The 20,851-nt window shown below is 68.3% G+C and carries 19 protein-coding genes; 11 read left to right on the top strand and 8 right to left on the bottom strand.

Annotated features, from left to right (window positions below; genetic code table 11):
• Position 1: 1 nt before the first annotated feature.
• Complete coding sequence (locus tag ASF06_RS10175) at positions 2 to 1,294, bottom strand: DUF445 domain-containing protein (RefSeq protein WP_055946531.1); 1,293 nt, start codon at positions 1,292 to 1,294, stop codon at positions 2 to 4.
• Between the two features lie 163 nt (positions 1,295 to 1,457).
• Between ASF06_RS10175 and ASF06_RS10170 the strand changes: the two genes are divergently transcribed.
• The 4 genes from ASF06_RS10170 to ASF06_RS10155 all read left to right on the top strand — a co-directional run bounded on the left by ASF06_RS10170 (position 1,458) and on the right by ASF06_RS10155 (position 5,436).
• Positions 1,458 to 2,069: an ATP-dependent Clp protease proteolytic subunit gene (locus ASF06_RS10170; RefSeq protein ID WP_055946529.1), complete on the top strand. Its 612-nt coding sequence runs from the start codon at positions 1,458 to 1,460 to the stop codon at positions 2,067 to 2,069.
• 33 nt (positions 2,070 to 2,102) lie between these two features.
• Positions 2,103 to 2,783, top strand: coding sequence for an ATP-dependent Clp protease proteolytic subunit (locus tag ASF06_RS10165; protein ID WP_055931780.1), 681 nt, complete (start codon positions 2,103 to 2,105; stop codon positions 2,781 to 2,783).
• A gap of 168 nt (positions 2,784 to 2,951) precedes the next feature.
• Positions 2,952 to 4,229 (top strand): ATP-dependent Clp protease ATP-binding subunit ClpX, encoded by a 1,278-nt coding sequence (clpX, locus tag ASF06_RS10160; protein WP_055931783.1) that lies wholly within the window; start codon positions 2,952 to 2,954, stop codon positions 4,227 to 4,229.
• 19 nt (positions 4,230 to 4,248) lie between these two features.
• Positions 4,249 to 5,436, top strand: coding sequence for a benzoate/H(+) symporter BenE family transporter (locus ASF06_RS10155; RefSeq protein ID WP_235500972.1), 1,188 nt, complete (start codon positions 4,249 to 4,251; stop codon positions 5,434 to 5,436).
• Here the strand turns inward: ASF06_RS10155 and ASF06_RS10150 are convergent.
• The 6 genes from ASF06_RS10150 to ASF06_RS10125 all read right to left on the bottom strand — a co-directional run bounded on the left by ASF06_RS10150 (position 5,399) and on the right by ASF06_RS10125 (position 12,316).
• Positions 5,399 to 6,262, bottom strand: a complete 864-nt coding sequence (locus ASF06_RS10150) for a siderophore-interacting protein (RefSeq protein WP_235500990.1) — start codon at positions 6,260 to 6,262, stop codon at positions 5,399 to 5,401. The two genes, ASF06_RS10155 and ASF06_RS10150, sit on opposite strands and share 38 nt — an antisense overlap.
• A gap of 68 nt (positions 6,263 to 6,330) precedes the next feature.
• Positions 6,331 to 6,579 carry a hypothetical protein gene (locus ASF06_RS10145; RefSeq protein WP_235497281.1) on the bottom strand — a complete coding sequence of 83 codons (249 nt, stop codon included), beginning with the start codon at positions 6,577 to 6,579 and terminating at the stop codon, positions 6,331 to 6,333.
• Entirely contained in the window at positions 6,576 to 7,196 is a 621-nt protein-coding gene (locus ASF06_RS10140; RefSeq protein ID WP_157439155.1) for a hypothetical protein, read from the bottom strand. Before ASF06_RS10140 ends, ASF06_RS10145 begins: the two co-directional genes overlap by 4 nt.
• Before the next feature lie 41 nt (positions 7,197 to 7,237).
• Positions 7,238 to 7,687 (bottom strand): GNAT family N-acetyltransferase, encoded by a 450-nt coding sequence (locus ASF06_RS10135; RefSeq protein WP_055946519.1) that lies wholly within the window; start codon positions 7,685 to 7,687, stop codon positions 7,238 to 7,240.
• Positions 7,688 to 7,718: 31 nt separating this feature from the next.
• Positions 7,719 to 10,331 carry a valine--tRNA ligase gene (gene valS / locus ASF06_RS10130; protein WP_055946515.1) on the bottom strand — a complete coding sequence of 871 codons (2,613 nt, stop codon included), beginning with the start codon at positions 10,329 to 10,331 and terminating at the stop codon, positions 7,719 to 7,721.
• A gap of 101 nt (positions 10,332 to 10,432) precedes the next feature.
• The gene (locus tag ASF06_RS10125; protein WP_200920357.1) at positions 10,433 to 12,316 is read right to left on the bottom strand and encodes a phosphoenolpyruvate carboxykinase (GTP); all 1,884 of its coding nucleotides are present in this window, start codon (positions 12,314 to 12,316) and stop codon (positions 10,433 to 10,435) included.
• 134 nt (positions 12,317 to 12,450) lie between these two features.
• Here ASF06_RS10125 and ASF06_RS10120 point away from each other — a divergent pair, with 134 nt between their 5' ends.
• Positions 12,451 to 13,890 (top strand): helix-turn-helix transcriptional regulator, encoded by a 1,440-nt coding sequence (locus tag ASF06_RS10120; protein ID WP_055946511.1) that lies wholly within the window; start codon positions 12,451 to 12,453, stop codon positions 13,888 to 13,890.
• An 18-nt stretch (positions 13,891 to 13,908) separates the two neighbouring features.
• On the opposite strand, the gene ASF06_RS10115 is transcribed toward ASF06_RS10120, so the two are convergent.
• Positions 13,909 to 14,502, bottom strand: a complete 594-nt coding sequence (locus ASF06_RS10115) for a TetR/AcrR family transcriptional regulator (protein WP_055946507.1) — start codon at positions 14,500 to 14,502, stop codon at positions 13,909 to 13,911.
• 107 nt (positions 14,503 to 14,609) lie between these two features.
• Between ASF06_RS10115 and ASF06_RS10110 the strand changes: the two genes are divergently transcribed.
• Genes ASF06_RS10110 through ASF06_RS10085 form a run of 6 tightly spaced genes read left to right on the top strand, consistent with a single transcriptional unit; the run spans position 14,610 to position 20,801 of the window.
• On the top strand, positions 14,610 to 16,241 hold the full coding sequence (locus ASF06_RS10110) for an ABC transporter substrate-binding protein (RefSeq protein ID WP_055946504.1): 1,632 nt from the start codon (positions 14,610 to 14,612) through the stop codon (positions 16,239 to 16,241).
• A 24-nt stretch (positions 16,242 to 16,265) separates the two neighbouring features.
• On the top strand, positions 16,266 to 17,210 hold the full coding sequence (locus ASF06_RS10105) for an ABC transporter permease (RefSeq protein WP_055946501.1): 945 nt from the start codon (positions 16,266 to 16,268) through the stop codon (positions 17,208 to 17,210).
• Positions 17,207 to 18,025, top strand: coding sequence for an ABC transporter permease (locus ASF06_RS10100; RefSeq protein ID WP_055946499.1), 819 nt, complete (start codon positions 17,207 to 17,209; stop codon positions 18,023 to 18,025). Before ASF06_RS10105 ends, ASF06_RS10100 begins: the two co-directional genes overlap by 4 nt.
• On the top strand, positions 18,022 to 19,665 hold the full coding sequence (locus tag ASF06_RS10095) for a dipeptide ABC transporter ATP-binding protein (RefSeq protein ID WP_055946495.1): 1,644 nt from the start codon (positions 18,022 to 18,024) through the stop codon (positions 19,663 to 19,665). The genes ASF06_RS10100 and ASF06_RS10095 overlap by 4 nt, the downstream gene beginning before the upstream one ends.
• 54 nt (positions 19,666 to 19,719) lie before the next feature.
• Positions 19,720 to 20,058 carry a metalloregulator ArsR/SmtB family transcription factor gene (locus tag ASF06_RS10090; RefSeq protein WP_055931822.1) on the top strand — a complete coding sequence of 113 codons (339 nt, stop codon included), beginning with the start codon at positions 19,720 to 19,722 and terminating at the stop codon, positions 20,056 to 20,058.
• The gene (locus tag ASF06_RS10085) at positions 20,055 to 20,801 is read left to right on the top strand and encodes a DUF2071 domain-containing protein (protein ID WP_055946492.1); all 747 of its coding nucleotides are present in this window, start codon (positions 20,055 to 20,057) and stop codon (positions 20,799 to 20,801) included. The genes ASF06_RS10090 and ASF06_RS10085 overlap by 4 nt, the downstream gene beginning before the upstream one ends.
• The last annotated feature ends 50 nt before the right edge of the window (positions 20,802 to 20,851 follow it).

The raw sequence follows: 20,851 nt of genomic DNA, 5'->3' as shown, positions 1-20,851 counted from the left end.
GTCAGCCGCCGAAGATTGCATGGGCGACCGTGAAGATCGCGAGGCCGGCGAGGGAGCCGACGACGGTTCCGTTGATGCGGATGAACTGCAGGTCGCGGCCGACCTCCACCTCGATCTTGCGTCCGGTGTCCTCCGCGTTCCACCCGCGCACGGTGTCGGAGATGATCGCGGCGAGGTCGTGGCGGTAGGTCTCGACGAGGTATCCCGCCGCATCCTCGACCCACCGGTCGACCTTCTCGCCCAGCACAGGGTCCTCGAGAAGCGAGTGTCCGAACTGCATGACTGCCTCGCTGAGGCGCGTGCGGAGCTCGCTCGCCGGGTTCTCGAGCGACGACACCAGGGCGGTGCGCGCCGCATTCCAGGCCTGGCCCGCGAGGTCGCGCACCTGCGGGCTGTCGAACACCTGGGTCTTCAGCTCCTCGACCTTCGCCATGGTGGCCTCGTCGTGCTGGAGGTCGTCGCTGAGCCTGCGCAGGTACTCGTCGATGGCGATCCGCAGCTGGTGGTTCGGGTCGTCCCTGACCGCGGAGATGAACTTCAGGGCCTCCCGGTGCGCACGGTCGTCGACGACCCGGTCGACGAAGGAGGGCATCCAGCTGGGCAGCCGTTCGCTCACGGCCTGGCCGAAGGCATCCGGGTTGCGCTCGAGCCACTGGTGGAGCCGCTCGACCAGCAGGTCGACGACCTGGCCCTGGTGCCCGCCGTCGACAAAGGTCGAGGTCATGCGCCCGAGCGGAGGTCCCCAGGCTGGATCGATTAGTTGTCGTCGTCCGATCTCCTCGATGACCTCCCGCATCGTGTCGTCGTCGACGAGGGAGAGGAATCCGCGTGCAGCATTGGCGGCCTCCGAGGTGAGCCGCGTGGCGTGGGCCGGATCGACGAGCCACGTTCCGACGGCGTGCGAGACGCCGAGCGAGCGAAGCTTCGTGGTGATCACCTCTCGTGAGAGGAAGTTCGTCTCGACGAACTCACCCAGTGTCACGCCGATGCGGTCCTTCTCCGTGGGAATGATCGCGGTGTGGGGGATGCGCAAGCCCAGCGGATGCCGGAACAGCGCCGTCACGGCGAACCAGTCGGCGAGTGCGCCGACCATGCCGCCCTCGGCCGCGGCGCGCACGTACTGCAGCCACTCGTAGCGCTCCTGCAGCGCGAAGGCCACCACGAAGATGACGGCCATGATCACCAGCAGGCCGGTGGCGAGACGCTTCATGCCGCGCAGCGCGGCGAGCTTCTCGAGGTCGCGTTGAGAGAGAAGGGGGGTGGATGCGACGGGCGCGGCGATCGGGGTGGCCATGGCTTCATCGTAAGGCGGGTTCGCCGACAATCTTTGCCTACGGCGGCAGTGCCAATCTTTGCCTACGGCGGCAGTGCCAATCTTTGCCTACGGCGAACATCGGCACCGGCTGCGGCGGCCTCCAGTAGATTCGAGATCACGCAAGTAATAGAGGAGCAATCACATGGCCGAACCGGCTCTGGTATCCAGTGTTTTTGACCGACTACTCAAGGACCGCATCATCTGGTTGGGCAGTGCCGTCCGCGACGACAATGCGAACGAGATCTGCGCGAAGATCCTTCTGCTCGCCGCCGAAGACCCCAATCGCGACATCTACCTCTACATCAACTCACCCGGCGGATCGATCACCGCGGGCATGGCCATCTACGACACGATGAAGTTCGTCTCGAACGACATCGTCACCGTCGGTATCGGCATGGCCGCGTCGATGGGCCAGTTCCTGCTGTCGTCGGGCACGAAGGGCAAGCGCTACATCACGCCGAACGCCCGCGTACTGCTGCACCAGCCGTCCGGCGGATTCGGCGGCACGAGCGCCGACATCCAGACCCAGGCGAAGCTCATCCTCGACATGAAGCGTCGCATGGCCGAGCTCACCAGCGAGCAGACCGGCAAGAGCATCGAGCAGGTCATCAAGGACGGCGACCGCGACAACTGGTTCACCGCCCAGCAGGCCCTCGACTACGGATTCGTCGACCACGTGCGCGAGTTCGCTTCCGACGTCGCCGGCGGTGGCGGCACCGAAGAGGCCGACGCCGTGCCCAGCGAGTCCAAGTAAGTTCCGCCGAGACAAGACGAACAGAGAAGAAGAATGAACACTCCAGCATTCGGCGCGGCGTACAGCTCGCCCTACGGAAACGGCACGTCGCCGTCGAACCGGTACATCCTCCCCACCTTCGAAGAGCGCACGGCCTACGGCTACAAGCGGCAGGACCCCTACGCGAAGCTCTTCGAGGACCGCATCATCTTCCTCGGCGTGCAGGTCGACGACGCGTCGGCCGACGACATCATGGCCCAGCTCCTCGTTCTCGAGAGCCAGGACCCTGACCGCGACATCGAGATGTACATCAACTCTCCCGGTGGATCGTTCACCGCGATGACGGCGATCTACGACACGATGCAGTACATCCGCCCGCAGATCCAGACCGTCTGCCTCGGCCAGGCGGCCTCGGCCGCTGCCGTGCTTCTCGCCGCCGGCTCGCCCGGCAAGCGTCTCGCACTGCCGAACGCGCGCATCCTCATCCACCAGCCCTCCGCGGGTGGCGGCGAGGGCGGCGGCCAGGCATCCGACATCGAGATCCAGGCGGCCGAGATCCTGCGCATGCGCACCTGGCTCGAAGACACCCTGGCTCACCACTCGGGCAAGACGAGCGAGCAGGTGAACAAGGACATCGACCGCGACAACATCATGAGCGCGGCCGACGCCCTCGAGTACGGTCTGATCGACCAGGTCCTGACCTCGCGCAAGAACCTTCCGGCGCTCGTCAAGTAGGTCTGTTTTATCTGGCCCTTCGACAGGCTCAGGGAACGAGGCAATCGTTCCCCGAGCCTGTCGGAGGGCCCTTTTTGTTACGACATGAGCCGCTTCTGGCGGTGCCGCGCCCCGGATGTCGGTGGCACGGGTTAGGCTCGAATCAATCGTCATCGACAGGAGGCCGGCATGGCTCGCATCGGAGAAAGCGCCGACCTGCTCAAGTGTTCTTTCTGCGGAAAGAGCCAGAAGCAGGTGCAGCAACTGATCGCCGGCCCCGGCGTGTACATCTGCGATGAGTGCGTCGAGCTCTGCAACGAGATCATCGAGGAGCGCCTGTCCGAGGCGGGCGACGAGGCGGCGGGCGAGTTCGAGCTGCCCAAGCCGAAAGAGATCTTCAACTTCCTCGAAGAATATGTGATCGGCCAGGTGGCCGCCAAGAAGGCCCTCTCCGTCGCCGTCTACAACCACTACAAGCGCACCAAGGCGCGCACCACGATCGGCCCGGCAGAGACGCAGGGCGATCAGATCGAACTCGCCAAGAGCAACATCCTGCTGATCGGCCCGACCGGCTGCGGCAAGACCTACCTGGCACAGACCCTCGCGAAGCGGCTCAACGTGCCCTTCGCCGTCGCCGATGCGACGGCGCTCACCGAGGCGGGCTACGTCGGCGAAGACGTCGAGAACATCCTCCTCAAGCTGATCCAGGCCGCCGACTACGACGTCAAGCGCGCCGAGACGGGCATCATCTACATCGACGAGGTCGACAAGATCGCCCGCAAGGCCGAGAACCCGTCGATCACACGCGACGTCTCGGGCGAGGGCGTGCAACAGGCGCTGCTCAAGATCCTCGAGGGCACCGTCGCCTCCGTTCCGCCGCAGGGCGGTCGCAAGCACCCGCACCAGGAGTTCATCCAGATCGACACGACGAATGTGCTCTTCATCGTCGCCGGCGCGTTCGCCGGGCTCGAGGAGATCATCGCCGAGCGCGCGGGCAAGCGCGGCATCGGCTTCAACGCGCCCCTGCACTCGAAGCGCGAAGACGTGAACTTCTTCTCCGACGTGCTGCCCGAAGACCTGCACAAGTTCGGTCTGATCCCCGAATTCATCGGTCGTCTCCCCGTGGTCACCACGGTGACGCCGCTCGACCAGACCGCGCTGATGCAGATCCTCACCGAGCCGCGCAATGCGATCGTCAAGCAGTACCAGCGCATGTTCGAGCTCGACGGGGTCGAACTCGAATTCGACCGCGAGGCGCTCGAGGCCATCGCCGACCTCGCGGTGCTGCGCAAGACGGGTGCCCGTGGGCTCCGCTCGATCATGGAAGAGGTGCTCGGCCCGATCATGTTCGAGGTCCCCTCGACCGACGAGGTGGCGCGTGTCGTGGTCACCCGTGAGTCCGTGAACGACAACGCGGCCCCCACGATCGTTCCGCGCAAGCCCGTCCGTGCCGAAAAGTCGGCGTAGCGACAGCGACGCCGTTGGGGTGATCCAGCCCGTCTCGGCGGGTGTCGTCTCGGCGATCACCGGGTTCGCGAGCTCGTTCGTGCTCGTGGTCGCGGGCCTCAGGGCGGTCGGCGCGACCGAGGCGCAGGCATCGTCAGGACTGCTGGCGGTGTGCGTCACGAGCGGGCTCTGCTGCATCCTGCTCGCGTGGCACTACAGAATGCCGATCTCGTTCGCGTGGTCGACACCGGGCGCCGCTCTGCTGGTGGCGGCCGCCGCAGTGACAGACGACTTCGGGGCCGCCGTCGGGGCGTTCCTCGTGTGCGGAGCGCTGATCGTTCTCAGCGGCCTCTGGCCGGCGTTGGGCAGGGCCATCACGAGCATCCCTCGCCCGATCGCCAGCGCGATGCTGGCGGGCATCCTGTTCCCGATCTGCCTCGCTCCCATCACCGCGGCGGTCGAGATCCCATGGCTGGCGCTCCCCGTGATCGTCACCTGGCTCGTTCTCTACCGGCTCGCGCCGAGGTGGGCCGTTCCCGCCGCCATGCTCGTCGCCGCCATCGGCATCGCCGTCACCGCCGGCAGCTCCATGCTTGAGGGCGCCTCGCTCGCGCCCACCCTGCAGTTCGTGGTTCCGTCTTTCGACCCGGCGGTGATCGTGAGTCTCGGACTGCCGCTGTTCATCGTTACGATGGCCGGTCAGAATGTGCCGGGCTTCGCGGTGATGTCGACCTTCGGATACACGGTCCCGCCGCGTCCCGCGCTCGTCAGTTCGGGCGTCGGGTCGATGCTCGGCGCGTTCTTCGGCGGCCATGTCATCAATCTCGCCGCGATCACGGCGGCCATCATGGCCGGCCCCGACTCGCATCCCGACTCGACGAAGAGGTGGCCCGCGTCGGTCACCGCCGGGGCGCTCTACGTTCTGTTCGGTCTGGGCGCGGGCGTGGCGACGACACTCATCTCGGCTGCCCCGCCCATCCTCATCACCGCGGTCGCCGGTCTGGCCCTTCTCGGGGCGCTCGTCACGAGCGTGGTCAGCGCCCTCGAGCAGACCGATCGTCGCATCCCCGCGATCGCGACTTTCCTGGTGACCGCGTCGGGTGTGTCGATCGTGGGCATCGGCTCCGCGTTCTGGGGCCTGCTCGTGGGCGCGATCGTGCTGATCGTGACCACGGTCGGTCGGCCACGGGTCAGCCCTCGGCCCGACCGAGACGCCAGTACCCCATAAAGGCGACGCTCTTGCGATCGATGCCCAGCTCGCTCACGAGGTGGCGGCGCAGCGTCTTGATCACGCCCGCTTCGCCGGCGAGCCACGCATACAGCGGTGCATCCTGCTGGGCCGGTCCGCCGTGGTCGTCGGAGGGAACCTCCCACAGCAGGTCGTGATCGACGTCGACGTCGACGAGTTCGCCCTGATCGGCGGAGAATGCTCGAGCCGACCGCAGCAGGGTGGGCGCCACGGCCCGCACGGCCGGCACGAGTAGCTCGCCGTGCGCGTGGCCGTTGCGCGGGAGCGCGTCGACCGTGAATCCGGGGTGCGTCGACACGCAGGCGGCGTCGTCGGCGTGGGGCACTTCGACGATCGCGCGACCGGATGCCGTGGGCGGGAGCCGCTCGAGGATGGCCGCGATGGCGGGAAGCGCTGTCTCGTCGCCGGCGAGCAGGATGCGCTCGGCGTGCGGAGGGGGCAGGAAGTCGACCCCGCCGTGGAATCCGTCGTGGTGGGCGTTGGGCCCGAGAACGATGAGCTCGTCTCCGACGACAGCGGTCTCCGCCCAGACCGATGCCGGTCCGTCGACGGGATGCACGACCACGTCGACGTCGATCTGACGCGACGCGGCCCGCACGGCTCGCACCGTGTAGGTGCGGATCGGGTTGCGCAACTCGTCGGGCAGTGCGCGCCACGCGGAGTACCAGTCGTCGGTCATCGGCATCGCGGAGAGGCCGTGCTCGTCGAGCGGAAGGATCAGCTTGATGCGCTGGTCGAAGCCGTTGTCGGCGAACGAGTCGAGCCGCTCGCCGGTGAGAGTGAACCGTCGGAAGCTGGGCGACAGGTCGGTAATCCGCGCGACTCGGCAGGTGTGGAGGTGGAAGGGGGAGGTGGGGGACTGATCGAACAGGGTCAGTCCTCGTCGTCGTAGGGCGTCACGATCGCTTCGTCGGTATCGGGGTCGTACTCGACCAGGGTTCCGTCGTCGAGCTCGCAGACCGGCTTTCCCTCGAGCCAGGTGAGCGTCCAGTTCCAGCCCGATGTGTCGGTGTCGCCCTCCGCCAGGGCGGCCTCGACCTCCTCGATGGCGTCGCTGACGACCTGGGGGAGTCGTGACGGGGTCTCGTCTCCCACGGCCCATCGGGTTCCGAGCTGAATCATGTGGTCTCCTTGGCTGGGGCCCCGGGTGCGCCGAGACCGATGTCGGTGGTGGTGACGCCGCTGTCTGTCTGGGTAAACGACACGACCGGTGTCAGCTCGAGCGCGGTGTACGCGGCCTTGGCTTCGTCGGTCGGGAAACCGCAGGGGCCGACGGGGGCGTAGACGGGATAGCTGCGTTCGCCGGGATAGGTGAGCCATACGAGGAGCGGGTCCTCCAGCTGCAGTGTGCAGATGACGGTCGGATCGACCGGGGCATTGGGCACCGCGTAGGCCGCAAGGAGCTCATCGAGGCCGCCGCTCACGGAGCTGACCGTCGTGGTGGCGAAGCCGTCGTCGCCGAGCTCGGTGGAGCAGACCGCCGCGCTCGACACGGTGGCCGTCAGCTGGTGCAGGTGCACGGCCTCGACGTCGAGAGGGCACCACGACGCGAGCTCCTCCGAGTCGGGGAACGCGGCGAGCGGAACTTTCGAGGTCGGCTGGGTGCCGCCCTGGATGTCGTCTGCCGACGAGGTGGGCGTCGGTGTCGGAGTCGGTGTCGAGGAGTCTCCCGAGCCGGCGCAGGAGGTGAGGGCGAGCATCGCCGCGACGGCGAGCGCGAGCAGTACCGGTCTCTTCACGATCTCCTGGCCTTTCGGGTCGGTTCGTTCACTCCGTCGGTTCACACCTTCAGATCGTACGTGACCCACTCGGTCTTCTGCGCGACCCGGTCGTACAGGCGCCTGGCGGTCTCGTTGTTCTCCGCGGTGATCCAGCGCACGACGAACGCGCGGCGCTCGACGCCGATCTCGCGCACCCGCTCGATCAGGGCCGACCCTATTCCCCGGCCCCGCGCATCCGGACGCACGTAGAGGTCGTCGAGGTAGAGACCCGTGCCGCCCGCGAGAGCGTCGACGAACTCACGGAAATGGGCGAGGCCGAGCAGCGTGCCGGTCTCGTCGTCGACGGCCACGAGGGCCTCGGCGAGGCGCCTCTCCGACGTGAACCACGACCAGGCGCGCACGGCCTTCTCGTCGTGCAGGGGGGATTCGTAGAAGTCGCAGTAGCCCTCGAACAACTCGTGCCAGGCGAAGAAATCGCGGTCTACAACGGGTCTGATGGTGAATGCCACTGCTGCTCCTATGGTGTGCGACAACGCTGTCTCAGCTGAGACTATCGGGCGCGAAGACGATCTCCTCGACGACAAGCTCAGTGCCGACACGGAAGGTAAGATCCTCGATCTTTCCCACGGCGCGCAGGTCGTCGGACGCCCTCTCGAGGACCTCGAGAACCTCGGCCGGAGCGGCGATCACAGCGGATGCGACGGGCGTCTTCTGCGACGCCTTCGCGTCGGTCTTCGCGCGCCGGATGCCGATGAGCGCCTGCCCGGCCACCCGAAGCAATGACTCGTGGGATGGGACGCCGCCCGCGGGCACACCGGCCGCGTCGCGGGTGCCGACAGGCCACGGTGCGAGGTGCACCGAGCCGTCGTGGGTCCACGACCAGACCTCTTCGGTGGCGAAGGGCAGGAACGGGGCGAACAGGCGGAGCATCACGTCGGTGGCGGCGCGGAGCGCCAGAACGGCCGACGCGCGGGCCGCGGGCTCGGTGGCGTCGCTGTAGGCGCGCTCCTTGACCAGCTCGAGGTAGTCGTCGCAGAAGGTCCAGAAGAACGACTCGGTCGTCTCGAGCGCACGGGCGTGGTCGTAGTTCGAGAACGCCTCCGTCGCCGTGGCGATGACAGAGTCGAGGGCCGTGAGCATCGACAGGTCGATGGGGTGAGTGACCTGGTGGTCGCCCTCGGGCAGCTCGAAGCCGTAGACGAACTTGGCGGCGTTGAGGATCTTGATGGCCAGTCGGCGGCCGATCTTGATCTGGGTCGGGTTCTGCGGGTCGAACGCGGCGTCGGTTCCGAGGCGACTGGATGCGGCCCAGTAGCGGACCGCGTCGGAGCCGTGCTGGGCGAGCACGTCGGCGGGCGTGACGACGTTGCCCTTCGACTTCGACATCTTCTTGCGGTCGGGGTCGACGATGAATCCCGAGACCGCGGCGTGCTTCCAGGGCTTCTCGTTGTCTTCGAGGGTGGCGCGCAGCAGGGTCGAGAAGAGCCAGGTGCGGATGATGTCCTGGCCCTGGGGGCGCAGATCGAAGGGGTAGACGCGCTCGAAGAGGTCTTCGTCGCGCTTCCATCCACCGGCCAGCTGGGGCGTCAGCGACGACGTCGCCCACGTGTCCATCACGTCGACCTCGCCCTGGAAGCCGCCGGGCACGCCGCGCTGGCTCTCGTCGAACCCGGGTGCCGCATCCGACGACGGGTCGACGGGCAGCGACGATGCGTCGGGGAAGATGGGCTGGTCGAAGACGGGGTTGCCGTCTGCGTCGAGGGGGTACCACACGGGCAGCGGCACGCCGAAGAAGCGCTGGCGCGAGATCAGCCAGTCGCCGGTGAGACCGCCGACCCAGTTGTCGAAGCGCACCTTCATGAACTCGGGGTGCCACGAGATCTCGCTGCCGAGCTCGAGCAGGCGCGAGCGCAGCTCTTCGTTGCGTGCGCCGTTCGTGATGTACCACTGGCGTGTCGACACGATCTCGAGCGGTTTGTCGCCCTTCTCGAAGAACTTGACGGGGTGCGTGATGGGCTTGGGCTCGCCGATCATCTCGCCGGTCGAGCGCAGGAGCTCGACGATGGTCTGCTTGGCCGAGAACACGGTCTTGCCGGCGAGCTGAGAGTACGCGTCGCGTCCTGCCTCGGAGGTGATGGCATCCGGTGCCTCGGAGATGAGGCGACCGTCGAAGCCGATGACGGCGCGGATGGGCAGGTCGAGGTCGCGCCACCAGATCACGTCGGTCAGGTCGCCGAAGGTGCAGATCATGGCGATGCCCGACCCTTTGTCTTGCTGCGCGAGGTGGTGGGCGACCACGGGGATCTCGACGTCGAACAGGGGGGAGCGAACGGTGGTGCCGACGAGGTCGGCGTAGCGCGGGTCGTCCGGATGCGCGACGAGCGCCACGCAGGCCGGCAGCAGTTCGGGGCGGGTCGTCTCGATGAAGACGTCGCCTGCGGGGCCGTGGAACGCGAGCCGGTGATACGCCCCCGGCTGCTCCTTGTCTTCGAGCTCGGCCTGGGCGACCGCGGTGCGGAAGGTCACGTCCCACAGCGTCGGCGCCATGGCCTGGTACGCCTCGCCGCGCTCGACGTTGCCGAGGAAGGCCAGCTGGCTTGCCCGGAGGGACTCGTCGCCGATGGTGCGGTAGGTCTGGGTCCAGTCGACCGAGAGGCCGAGTTCGCGCCACAGGGCCTCGAACTGCTTCTCGTCTTCGACCGTCAGTCGTTGGCAGAGCTCGATGAAGTTGCGGCGCGAGACGGGCTTCTGGTCTGCGGCCTTGGAGCTCTTGTTGTCGCCGCCCTCGAAGGGAGGCGTGAAGTCGGCTTCGTAGGGCAGCGACGGGTCGCAGCGCACGCCGTAGTAGTTCTGCACCCGGCGTTCGGTGGGAAGGCCGTTGTCGTCCCAGCCGATGGGGTAGAAGACGCTCTTGCCGCGCATGCGCTGGAAGCGCGCGATGACGTCGGTGTGCGTGTACGAGAAGACGTGCCCGATGTGCAGCGACCCGGATGCGGTGGGCGGGGGAGTGTCGATGGAGTAGACACCGTCGCGGCCGGCCGCGTCACGGTCGAAGAGATACGTCCCCTGGGCTTCCCAGGTCTCTGCCCACTTGTTCTCGAGCCCCTCGAGCACGGGCTTCGCGGGAATGGAGGAGGGCACGGAGTCGTTCACGGCGGGGAGTCCTTTTCGTTATGGGCGGCACCGTGTCGATGGTGAGGTGCCTGAATGTCTCCTCAAGGATACCGGTACCGGCGAGGTGCCACCCGGCCGGCTCAGTCGGGCAGCACCACCCCGCCGAGTTCTCTCGTCAGGGAGTCGAGCTCGCGCCGCAGCTCGGTCGGAAATCGCTCCGCGTCGAAGGTGTCGAAGTACTCGGCGATGGCCGCCGCTTCTCGTCGCCACGCTGCCGTGTCGAGGTCGGTGATGCCGGCGAGCGCTTCGGCATCGAGGTCGAGGCCGCCGATGTCGAGGTCGCCCGCGAGCGGGAGACCGCCGATCGGCGTGCTGCGGGCATCCATGCCGCCCTCGAGGCGCCGCACGATCCACTCGATGACACGGGCGTTCTCCGAGAACCCCGGCCAGATGAACCGACCATCGGCGTCGGTGCGGAACCAGTTGACCGAGAAGATCGGCGGTGCGTTGTCGCAGAGAGCGTCGCCCATCGCGATCCAGTGCGCGAAGTAGTCGGCCATGTTGTACCCGACGAAAGGCAGCATCGCGAACGGGTCGTGACGCAGCAGGCCGACCTCCCCGGTCGCCGCGGCCGTGGTCTCCGACGCCATCGTCGCTCCCATGAAGACGCCCTGCTGCCACGATGCGGCTTGCGACACGAGGGGAACCGTGCTCGGCCTGCGCCCGCCGAACAGGATCGCGTCGATCACGACGCCCTCCGGCGAGTTCCAGTCGTCGGCGATGGAGGGGCACTGATCGGCCGCGACCGTGAATCGGCCGTTCGGGTGCGCGGCGCGGGTTCCGGATGCCGGGGTCCAGTCGTTCCCCTGCCAGTCCGTCGCGTGGGCCGGCGGCGCAGCCGTGAGCCCCTCCCACCAGACGTCGCCGTCGTCGCGGAGCGCGACGTTGGTGAAGATCGTGTTTCCCCAGATCGTGTCCGTGGCGGTGGGGTTGGTCGCCGGTCCCGTGCCGGGCGCGACGCCGAAGAACCCGCGCTCCGGGTTGATGGCGCGCAGCCGACCGTCGGGTCCCGGGCGCATCCAGGCGATGTCGTCGCCGACAGTCTCGACCCTCCACCCCGGGATCGTGGGCGCCAGCATCGCCAGGTTGGTCTTGCCACAGGCCGAGGGGAAGGCCGCGGCCAGATGGAATACCCTGTTCTCGGGCGAGGTGACCCGCACGATGAGCATGTGCTCGGCGAGCCAGCCCTCGTCCCTGGCCATCACGCTGGCGATACGCAGGGCGAAGCACTTCTTGCCGAGCAGAGCATTGCCGCCGTAGCCCGACCCGAACGACCAGATCTCCCGGCTCTCGGGAAAGTGGCAGATGTATTTCGTGTCGTTGTGCGGCCAGGCCGAGTCCTCGCGGCGAACCCCGTCGTCGCCGACCAGGGGAACGCCCACGCTGTGCAGCGCGGGAACCCACGGCGTGCCAGGGGTGATTCCGGCGAGCGCCGCCGTGCCCATCCGTGTCATCAGTGCCATGCTCGCGACCACGTAGGGGGAGTCGGTGATCTGCACGCCGTATTGCGACAGCGCCCCGCCGATCGGACCCATCGAGAACGGGATGACGTACATCGTCCGTCCGCGCATGCTTCCCGAGAAGAGCTCCGACAGCTCCAGGCGCATGATCGAGGGGTCGCGCCAGTTGTTCGTGGGGCCGGCATCGTTCGGGTCGTCGGAGCAGATGAAGGTGCGATCCTCCACCCGCGCGACGTCGGCGGGGTCGCTTCGCGCGAGGAAACTGTTCGGGCGCCACTCCGGGTTCAGCCGGATCAGCGTTCCCTGCGCGACCATCATCTTGGTCAGCCTGTCCCATTCGGCAGTGGACCCGTCGACCCACACGACCTCGTCGGGGGCGGTGAGTCGGGCCACGTCAGCCACCCAGTCGGAGATGTCGTGGTTCGGCAGTGCCTCTGCCGAGAGTGCCTGTGCCGATGGTTCCTGTGCCGCGGTGGGCATCGGTCGGGGTGCGAGCAGGGCCATGATTCTCCTTCGAATGCGTCGGTCGTGGCGTGCGAGGTGGGGAAATATCTTCCTGATCTCCACACTGGGCCCGTATCGGCGTAGATTCTGAAGAATCGGTCGAAAAGAAACGACGATCTTTACAGGAGGGCAATGTGGCCGCCGAAACCGACCTGATCACGCTGGGGCGTCGCATCCGGCACCATCGCAAGAACGCCGGGCTCACGCTCGACCAGCTGGGCGAGCGCGTCGGCGTCGTCGGAAGCCAGCTCTCGCTCGTCGAGAACGGCCGACGCGAGCCTCGGCTCGCCCTTCTGCAGAACATCGCCGCCGAACTCGACGTTCCGCTCGCGGATCTGCTCTCGGGCGACGCGCCGGATGCCCGTACGGCGCTCGAGATCGAGCTGTCGCGGGCGCAGCTCGGCCCGCTCTACCGCACACTCGGGCTGCCCGTCGTGCCCGCCTCGCGCAGCCTGCCGATCGAGACCCTCGAGTCGCTCGTGGGACTGCACCGCGAGCTCATCCGTCGTGCCAAACGATCCGTCGCGACCCCGGAGGAGGCCAGACGGGCCAACACCGAGCTGCGCATGCGCATGCGCGAGCGCAACAACTATCTGCCCGACATCGAGCGGATCGCCACGGAGGCGCTCGCGGAAGTCGGTCACACCAGCGGGGCGCTCACCCATCGCAGCGTGAGCCTGATGGCCCAGAATCTCGGCTTCACGCTGATCCACGTCGACGACCTTCCCCATTCCGCGCGGTCGGTGATCGACCTCGAGAACGGCCGCATCTACCTTCCGCCGGCGTCGATTCCGGGCGGGCACGGCCTCAGGTCGATGGCCCTGCAGGCGATGGCGCACAGGTTGCTCGGGCACAGGGCTCCCGAGAGCTACGCCGAGTTCTTGCAGCAGCGGCTCGAGATCAACTACTTCGCCGCTGCCTGCCTCATGCCGCACGACGCATCGGTGCGCTTCCTGCGTGCGGCCAAGGAGCGCCACGACCTGTCGGTAGAGGACTTCCGCGACGCGTTCGGGGTCACGCACGAAGCGGCGGCCCTGCGGCTCACCAACCTGAGCACGGAGCAGCTGGGCCTGAAGATGCACTTCCTGCGGGTGGCCGACGACGGCGCGATCCAGAAGGCCTACGAGAACGACGGGCTCGCGCTGCCGATGGATGTGACGGGTGCGGTCGAGGGGCAGCTCGTGTGCCGCTTCTGGGCGTCACGGGCGGCGCTGCACCGCACGAATCGCACGACGGAGTTCTACCAGTACACCGACACCCCGGGCGGAACATTCTGGTGCGCGACGCAGACGGGCAAGACCGACGCGGGCGAGTTCTCGATCAGTGTGGGTGTGCCGTTCGCCGAGGCGAAGTGGTTCCGAGGGCGCGACACGACGGTGAGGGCGCAATCGCGGTGCCCCGATGAGTCGTGCTGCCGACGGCCCGACGACTCCCTCGCCCGGCGATGGAGGGACAGGGCCTGGCCGAGCGCGCGGCTGCACGCCCATATCCTGTCGCCCCTGCCTCAGGGCGAGTTCCCGGGCGTCGACACCCTCGAGGTCTACGAGTTCCTCGAGTCCCACTCCGGGCAATGACGAGAGCGCGGGCCTCTGCTACACGCGAGCGAATCCCTGCAGCAGCGGAGACAATGCTCGCTCGAGATGGGGCGCGAGGATGCCCCGATCCGGACCGGCCTCGGCCCAGCTCATCATCGAGGCGACGACGGCCCCCACGCACGCGAAGGACAGGCTGCGGGCGAGTGCGGGTTCGACGGATGCGGACGCCGCGCGCTCGATGAGGTGCGACAGCCGTGTCGCCCGCCCGATGACGCTGGCCATGACCTCGTGGGTGCTGCCGATCAGTTCGAAGTGGGTGAGCACCCACGGCACGTCCGACGGTCCGAGCAGGGAGGCGGCGCCGAGGAGGGCGTCGTGGAGCGTGCCGAGCGTCGGCGGGCCTGGCGTCGGCGCATCGAGCGCTGCCTCCACGCGATCGATGCTCGCGTCGAGCCCCACCCAGAACACGTCGCTCTTCGCCGTGAAGTAGTTGAAGAAGGTATTGCGGCTCACGCCGGCCCGAGTGCTGATCTGCTCGACGGTCGTGCCGGCGAAGCCGTTCTCCAGAAACAGCTCGAAGGCGGCCTCCTCGAGCAGCGAGGCGGATCCGAGCCGCGGTCGCCCCCGGGTGGGTCGCGGCGCATCGGTCACGGCATGTCCTCTCGGTCTTCACTTTATTGGGCTGAGTCTATTTAAAAGCGCCTAGGCTGGAACCCGCGCCTTGAGATCGAGGCATCCCCACCCGAGAGAAGTCCACCATGTTTTCGCGCCATCGCCCGTTCCGCATCGCGGGTTCCCTTGCACTCGTCACCGCAGCCGCCCTCGTGCTCGCGGGATGCTCGACGCCCGCGGGCTCGGGCGAGAAGACCGAGGGCGGCACGATCACGTTCGGCGTCGACGTCGATCCCGTGGGGCACCTCGACGTGCACTCGTCGCAGCTCGATATCAACGCGATTCTGCAGCGGCCCGTGTTCGACTCCCTGGTGTCGCAGAACGCAGACGGTACCATCGTGCCCTGGCTGGCGACCTCGTGGCAGGTCTCCGACGACGGCCTGCAGTACACGTTCGACCTGCGGGACGACGTCACGTTCTCCGACGGCGAGAAGTTCGACGCGGCGGCCGTCAAGGCGAACTTCGACCACATCGTCGACCCGGCCACCGAGTCGGCCCAGGCATCCAGTCTCATCGGCGGCGAGTACTACGCCGGCACCGACGTGATCGACGACAGCACCGTGCGGGTGAACTTCTCGCAGCCGTACGCCCCGTTCCTCGCGAACGCCGCCTCGGTGGAGCTCGGCTTCTACTCGCCCAAGGTGCTCGCGGAGCACGCGGACGAGCTGAAGGCCGGCGGCCCCGGCATCTCGGTCGGCTCCGGCCCGTTCATCCTCTCGGAGTACACGCCGGGGAGCGAGCTCGTCTACACGAAGAACCCCGACTACAACTGGGCCCCGGAAGGTGCTGCCGCGCAGGGACCCGCCACGATCGATGAGCTCGACGTGAAGATCCTGCCCGAGAGCTCCGTTCGCACGAGCGCGCTCACGTCGGGGCAGGTCGACGTGATCGGCGACACCGCGCCCTCGAGCCTCGGCCAGATCGGCGACGGGTTCACCGTGACCTCGACCGAGTCGCCCGGTGTGCCGTACTCGCTCTACCTCAACGTCACCCGCCCCGTCTTCTCCGACGTCGAGGTGCGCAAGGCGTTCGCCGGCGGCTTCGACCTCGATGCCGCCGTGAAGGCCGTGTTCGCGGGCAGCTACCAGAGGGCCTACTCGATCCTCGGCCCCACCACCCCCGACTCCTACGACGCGGCCCTCGAGACGAGCGCGTCGTTCGACGCCGACGCCGCGAACGACGCTCTGGATGCCGCGGGCTGGTCCGAGCGCGACTCCGACGGGTACCGCACGAAGAACGGCGAGCGCCTGAGCGCCCGGTGGATCTCGTACACGCCGGTCAATGAGGACAACGCGAACCTCGCGAACCTCGTTCAGGACGGACTGAAGAAGATCGGCTTCGAGGTCGTGCACGACCAGCTCGAGCCCGGCGCCTACCTCGACGCGTACCTCGCGGGCGACTACGACCTCACCGACTGGGGCTTCCTGTCGGCCGATGCCGATGTGCTGCGCAGCCACCTGGGAACGGGCGGCTACCAGAACGCCTCGCACCTCAGTGACCCGGAGATCGACGCCACGCTCGCGTCGGCCGTCGCCACGACCGACGCGTCGCAGCGGGCCGAGCTGTACACGCAGCTTCAGCAGTGGAACGCCGAGAACGCGGTGATCGTTCCGCTCTACGTGCCCGAGTACATCCTCGCCTCCAGTAAGAAGGTCGGCGGCATCGAGGTCGACATCCATGGCTGGCCGCTCTTCTCCGGGGCCTACGTCACGAAGTAGCAGCGGCTGGCATAGAGTTCGGGCATGGTATTCCGGCGCATTCTCGCGCGCCTCGCGGGAATGCTCGTGGTCGTGTGGGGCGCGGCCACGGCGGCGTTCCTCGTGCTGAAACTCGTTCCCGGCGATCCGGTCGACGTGATGCTCGGCGTCTCCGCGCAGGCGTCGCCCGAGCTCAAGCAGTCGATCCGGGCCGAACTGGGCCTCGACCAGCCGCTTGCCGTGCAGTACGTCTCGTACCTGTCGCGACTGGTTCGCGGCGACTTCGGCACCAGCTACCAGCTGAGGCTGCCGGTCACCGACGTCATCGGCCAGCAGCTCGGCTACACGCTGCAGCTCGCCGCCGCCTCGCTGGCTCTTGCGCTCGTGATCGCCCTCGTCGGCGCGGTCGTGGTGCACGGGCGAGCGGCGCGCGGGATCGTCTCCGTTCTCGAACTGCTGGCCATCAGCTCGCCGCCCTTCTGGATCGGCCTGGTGCTCCTCAGCGTGTTCGCGTTCGGGCTCGGCTGGTTTCCGGTGGCCGGCGCAGACGGCATCCAGGGCCTCGTTCTGCCCGCTGCGACCATCGCGCTGCCCGTGGCCGGAATTCTGGGGCAGGTTCTTCGCACCGGGCTCGAGGACGCCGAACAGCAGCCCTTCGCCACCACGGCTCGGGCGAGGGGAGCCGGGCCCGCCCGGCTCGTGCTGAGGCACACCCTGCGCCACGCGGCGATTCCCGCCCTGACACTGGCCGGCTACATCGTGGGCTCCCTCCTCGGGGGAGCCGTGATCGTGGAGTCGGTCTTCGCCAGGCCCGGGCTCGGGCGGGTGGCGCTCGCGGCGATCACGAACCGCGACCTGCCTGTCGTGATGGGCATCATCGTGTTCACCGCGATCGTCTTCGTGCTCGTCAATCTCGTGGTCGATCTGGCGTATCGCGCGATCGACCCGCGCATCGGCGCGCCGACCGCCGCGATCCGGGGTGCACGATGAGGGGCCGGTTCGCCGCTCGGGTCGGCCTGATCGTGGCCGCGCTCTTCCTCGTCGCGGTCACGCTCATGGCCGTCGCCCCGGGGCTCTTCACACCCCTCGACCCGCTCGCCACAGACACCGACCAGGTGCTGCGGCCGCCGGGCTGGGGTCACCCGTTCGGCACCGATCAGACCGGGCGGGACATGTTCGCCCGAGTGGTCTACGGCGCGTCGTACTCGCTCGGCGTGGGCGCGGGCGCCACCGCCGCCGCACTGGTGATCGGGGTGGTCGTCGGCACGCTCGTGGGGCTCGCGCCCCGGGTCGTCGACGGCGTGGCGATGCGCGGCGTCGAGATCCTGCTCGCCTTTCCGGAGTTCCTCATCGCGCTCTTCGCCATCGCCGTTCTCGGGCCGGGCCCCGTGAACGTGGCCACCGCCGTGGGCGTCGCGGCGCTCCCGGCCTACATCAGGGTCGCCCGCGCGGAGACGCTCGTCGTGCGTCGCTCGGGATATGTGGAGGCGGCCCGCGGGCTCGGGGTGCACCCACTCCGTGTTGCCGTCTCGCACGTCGTGCCGAACACTCTTCGCCCGCTCGGCGTGATCGCCACCATCGGCATCGGAACGACGATCGTCGCGGCGGCGGGCCTCAGCTTTCTCGGACTCGGCCCGCAGGACCCGACGCCGGAATGGGGACTCCTGCTCTCGGGCGGTCGAAATCTGCTCGCCCAGGCCTGGTGGGTCGCCTTCTTCCCCGGCGTTCTGATCACGGGCACGGTCGTATCGGCGACCGTCGTGGGGCGTCGCCTGCGTCGCACCGGCGAAGGAAGGCGATCATGACCGAGTTCCGAGAGGTCGTGCGCGCCACGGGGCTGACCGTGCGCTTCTCATCGATGGTCGTCGTCGACTCCGTGTCGCTCTCCCTGGCTGCCGGCGAGTGCCTGGCGATCGTGGGGGAGTCGGGGTCGGGCAAGACCCTGACAGCACGGGCGCTCCTGGGTCTGCTGCCCGACGACGCCGTGCTCTCCGCCGACGAGCTGCTGGTCGACGGCGTCGACGTTCGCCGCTCCTCCGAGGCGGACTGGCGACGCATCCGCGGCGCCCGCGTGGGCCTCGTGAGCCAGGACGCGCTTGTCTCGCTCGACCCGCTGCGCCGGGTCGGTCGCGAGGTCGCAGAGGTGCTCGAGATCCACGGCGATCCGTCGTCGGGCGACCGGATGCCCCGGGCTGCGCTCGACGAGACGGTCACCGCCCAGCTCGGCCGGGTCGCCGTGCCGGAGCCGGAGGAGCGCGCGCGACAGTACCCCCACGAGCTGTCCGGGGGCCTGCGCCAGCGCGCCCTGATCGCGTCGGCGCTGGCCGGCGAGCCGGGTGTGCTCATCGCCGACGAACCGACGACGGCGCTCGACGTGACCGTGCAGGCGCAGGTGCTCGACCTGCTGTCGGGGCTGCGCGACGACGGTCTGGGAATCATCGTGATCAGCCACGACCTCGCTGTCGTTGCGGGGATCGCCGACCGGGTGGCCGTGATGCGCAGCGGGCGCATCGTCGAGGAGGGCACGACCGTCGAGGTGCTCTCGAACCCGCGGCACCCGTACACGCGGATGCTGCTGGCGGCGGCGCCGCGGCTGCCTGCTACGCCGTTCCCTGAGCCCTCGTTCCCTGAGCCTGTCGAAGGGAGTCGCCCTTCGACAAGCTCAGGGAACGGCCTCATTCCGGTGCTGCGTGCCTCCGGCCTGGGGCGCGACTTCCGCCGCCCCGACGGGGGCGTGCGCTCGGCTGTCGACGACGTGTCGTTCGACGTGCTCCCCGCCGCGGCGATCGGCATCGTGGGGGAGTCGGGCTCGGGCAAGACCACCCTCGCGCGCATGCTCCTCGGGTTCGACGCGCCCAACCGGGGCTCCGTGACCCTCGACGGACAGGCCTGGAGCGGCGTGAAGGAGGGCCGCAGGCGGTCGCGACGCGGCGACATCCAGTACATCAGCCAGGACCCGCTCGGATCCTTCGATCCGCGCTACACCGTCTCGCGCATCGTGGCGGAGGGGCTGCGCGGCGGCCCCCGCACGTCGCCCAGCAGCCGAGCCGCGCGCATCCGGACCCTGCTCGACAGCGTGGGCATCGACGCGTCGCTCGCGGGCAGGAGGCCGCACGAGCTGTCGGGTGGCCAGCGGCAGAGGGTCGCGATCGCCCGCGCCATCGCGTCGGAACCGCGCGTCCTGGTGTGCGACGAGCCGGTGTCGGCGCTCGACGTGTCGATCCAGGCCACGATCATCGACCTGCTCGCAGGGCTCCGTCGCGACCTGGGCGTGGCGCTCGTGTTCGTGTCGCACGACCTCGCCGTGGTGGCCACGCTCTGCGATGACGTGCTGGTGATGAGGGATGGCCGCGTGGTCGAGCGCGGAGCGATCGGCGAGGTGTTCGCGCACCCGCAGCACCCCTTCACGCGGGCGCTCGTCGCCGCGGTGCCGAGGATGCCCTGACGTCCGTCGTTATTTAGTACTTGAGCTAATTAGCACCGGTGCTATAGTGCGAATATGCGAAACGACGATGCCACCTCCGACGTCTTCACGGCTCTGAGCTCGCCTGTGCGGCGGCAGATCCTGCAGGAACTGCGCGACGGCGAGCTGGCCGCGGGCGACATCGCCGGCCGCTTCCCGGTCTCCGGCCCCACGATCTCCCGGCATCTGTCCGTGCTGCGCGGCGCAGGGCTGGTCACCGAGCGGCGCGACGCGAACCGCATCCTGTACTCACTGGTGGGGGACAGGCTCGCCCTCTCGGTCGGCGACTTCCTCTCGGCCGTCTGCCCCGAGCAGATGGTGCTGCGGGGCATGCAGAAGGCCACAGCGACGACCGAGATCGAGGCGACAGCATGAGCTACCTGCTTCCGGCCCTGTCTGCCGTGATCGAACGACGGCTGCTCATCAACTACAGGCTCGATGCGTCGGTCGCCGCCGAGATGCTGCCCGAGGGGCTGCGGCCGCAGCTCGTCGACGGTTCTGCCGTGGCCGGCGTGTGCCTGATCAGGCTCGGCGACATGCGAGTGCCATGGATGCCGCGGGCGCTCGGCTGGAGAGCCGAGAACGCGGCCCACCGCATCGCCGTCGAATGGGACGACGACGAGGGCAGGCGGCGGCAGGGTGTCTATATTCCCGTACGACACAGTGCTTCGTGGCTTCCGGTTGCGATCGGGGGACGTCTGTTCCCCGGGGTGCATCGGCACGCGCGCTTCACCGGCTCCGAAACGGCCAATCGCATTCGAGTCGATCTTGCTGCGCCAGACCTGAGGGTCTCGGCCGATGTCGCCGTGGTCTCCGAATGGAGGAGCCGCCTGTTCGCGACCGTCGACGATGCCTCGGCGTTCTTCCGCGCCGGCTCGACCGGATGGTCACCGCGACGAGGCTCGGCCGAGCTCGACGGGCTCACGCTCGAGACCGAGCAGTGGAAGGTCGAGCCCGGTCGTCTGCTGAATGTCGAGTCGTCGTTCTTCGACGCTCTGCCCGTCGGCAGCGCACGGCTCGACAGTGTGCTCGTGATGCGCGACGTTCCCATCGCATGGAGCCAGCCGCATCGTGCCCTTCGACAGGCTCAGGGAGCGGAGATCGCACAGGTCGGGTAGAATTGTGAGCAGCATGACAGTGATCCGGCAATCACCGGTGAGTCTTCGGA

The organism is Agreia sp. Leaf244, from assembly GCF_001422695.1.
Classification (GTDB): domain Bacteria; phylum Actinomycetota; class Actinomycetes; order Actinomycetales; family Microbacteriaceae; genus Agreia.
This window is presented reverse-complemented; position numbering and strand designations above follow the sequence as displayed.

Coding starts and splice junctions, on each gene's coding strand:
- ASF06_RS10175 (WP_055946531.1), bottom strand. CDS start 1,294: ATGGCCACCCCGATCGCCGCGCCCGTCGCATCCACCCCCCTTCTCTCT.
- ASF06_RS10170 (WP_055946529.1), top strand. CDS start 1,458: ATGGCCGAACCGGCTCTGGTATCCAGTGTTTTTGACCGACTACTCAAG.
- ASF06_RS10165 (WP_055931780.1), top strand. CDS start 2,103: ATGAACACTCCAGCATTCGGCGCGGCGTACAGCTCGCCCTACGGAAAC.
- clpX (WP_055931783.1), top strand. CDS start 2,952: ATGGCTCGCATCGGAGAAAGCGCCGACCTGCTCAAGTGTTCTTTCTGC.
- ASF06_RS10145 (WP_235497281.1), bottom strand. CDS start 6,579: ATGATTCAGCTCGGAACCCGATGGGCCGTGGGAGACGAGACCCCGTCA.
- ASF06_RS10125 (WP_200920357.1), bottom strand. CDS start 12,316: ATGGCCCTGCTCGCACCCCGACCGATGCCCACCGCGGCACAGGAACCA.
- ASF06_RS10110 (WP_055946504.1), top strand. CDS start 14,610: ATGTTTTCGCGCCATCGCCCGTTCCGCATCGCGGGTTCCCTTGCACTC.
- ASF06_RS10105 (WP_055946501.1), top strand. CDS start 16,266: ATGGTATTCCGGCGCATTCTCGCGCGCCTCGCGGGAATGCTCGTGGTC.
- ASF06_RS10100 (WP_055946499.1), top strand. CDS start 17,207: ATGAGGGGCCGGTTCGCCGCTCGGGTCGGCCTGATCGTGGCCGCGCTC.
- ASF06_RS10095 (WP_055946495.1), top strand. CDS start 18,022: ATGACCGAGTTCCGAGAGGTCGTGCGCGCCACGGGGCTGACCGTGCGC.
- ASF06_RS10090 (WP_055931822.1), top strand. CDS start 19,720: ATGCGAAACGACGATGCCACCTCCGACGTCTTCACGGCTCTGAGCTCG.
- ASF06_RS10085 (WP_055946492.1), top strand. CDS start 20,055: ATGAGCTACCTGCTTCCGGCCCTGTCTGCCGTGATCGAACGACGGCTG.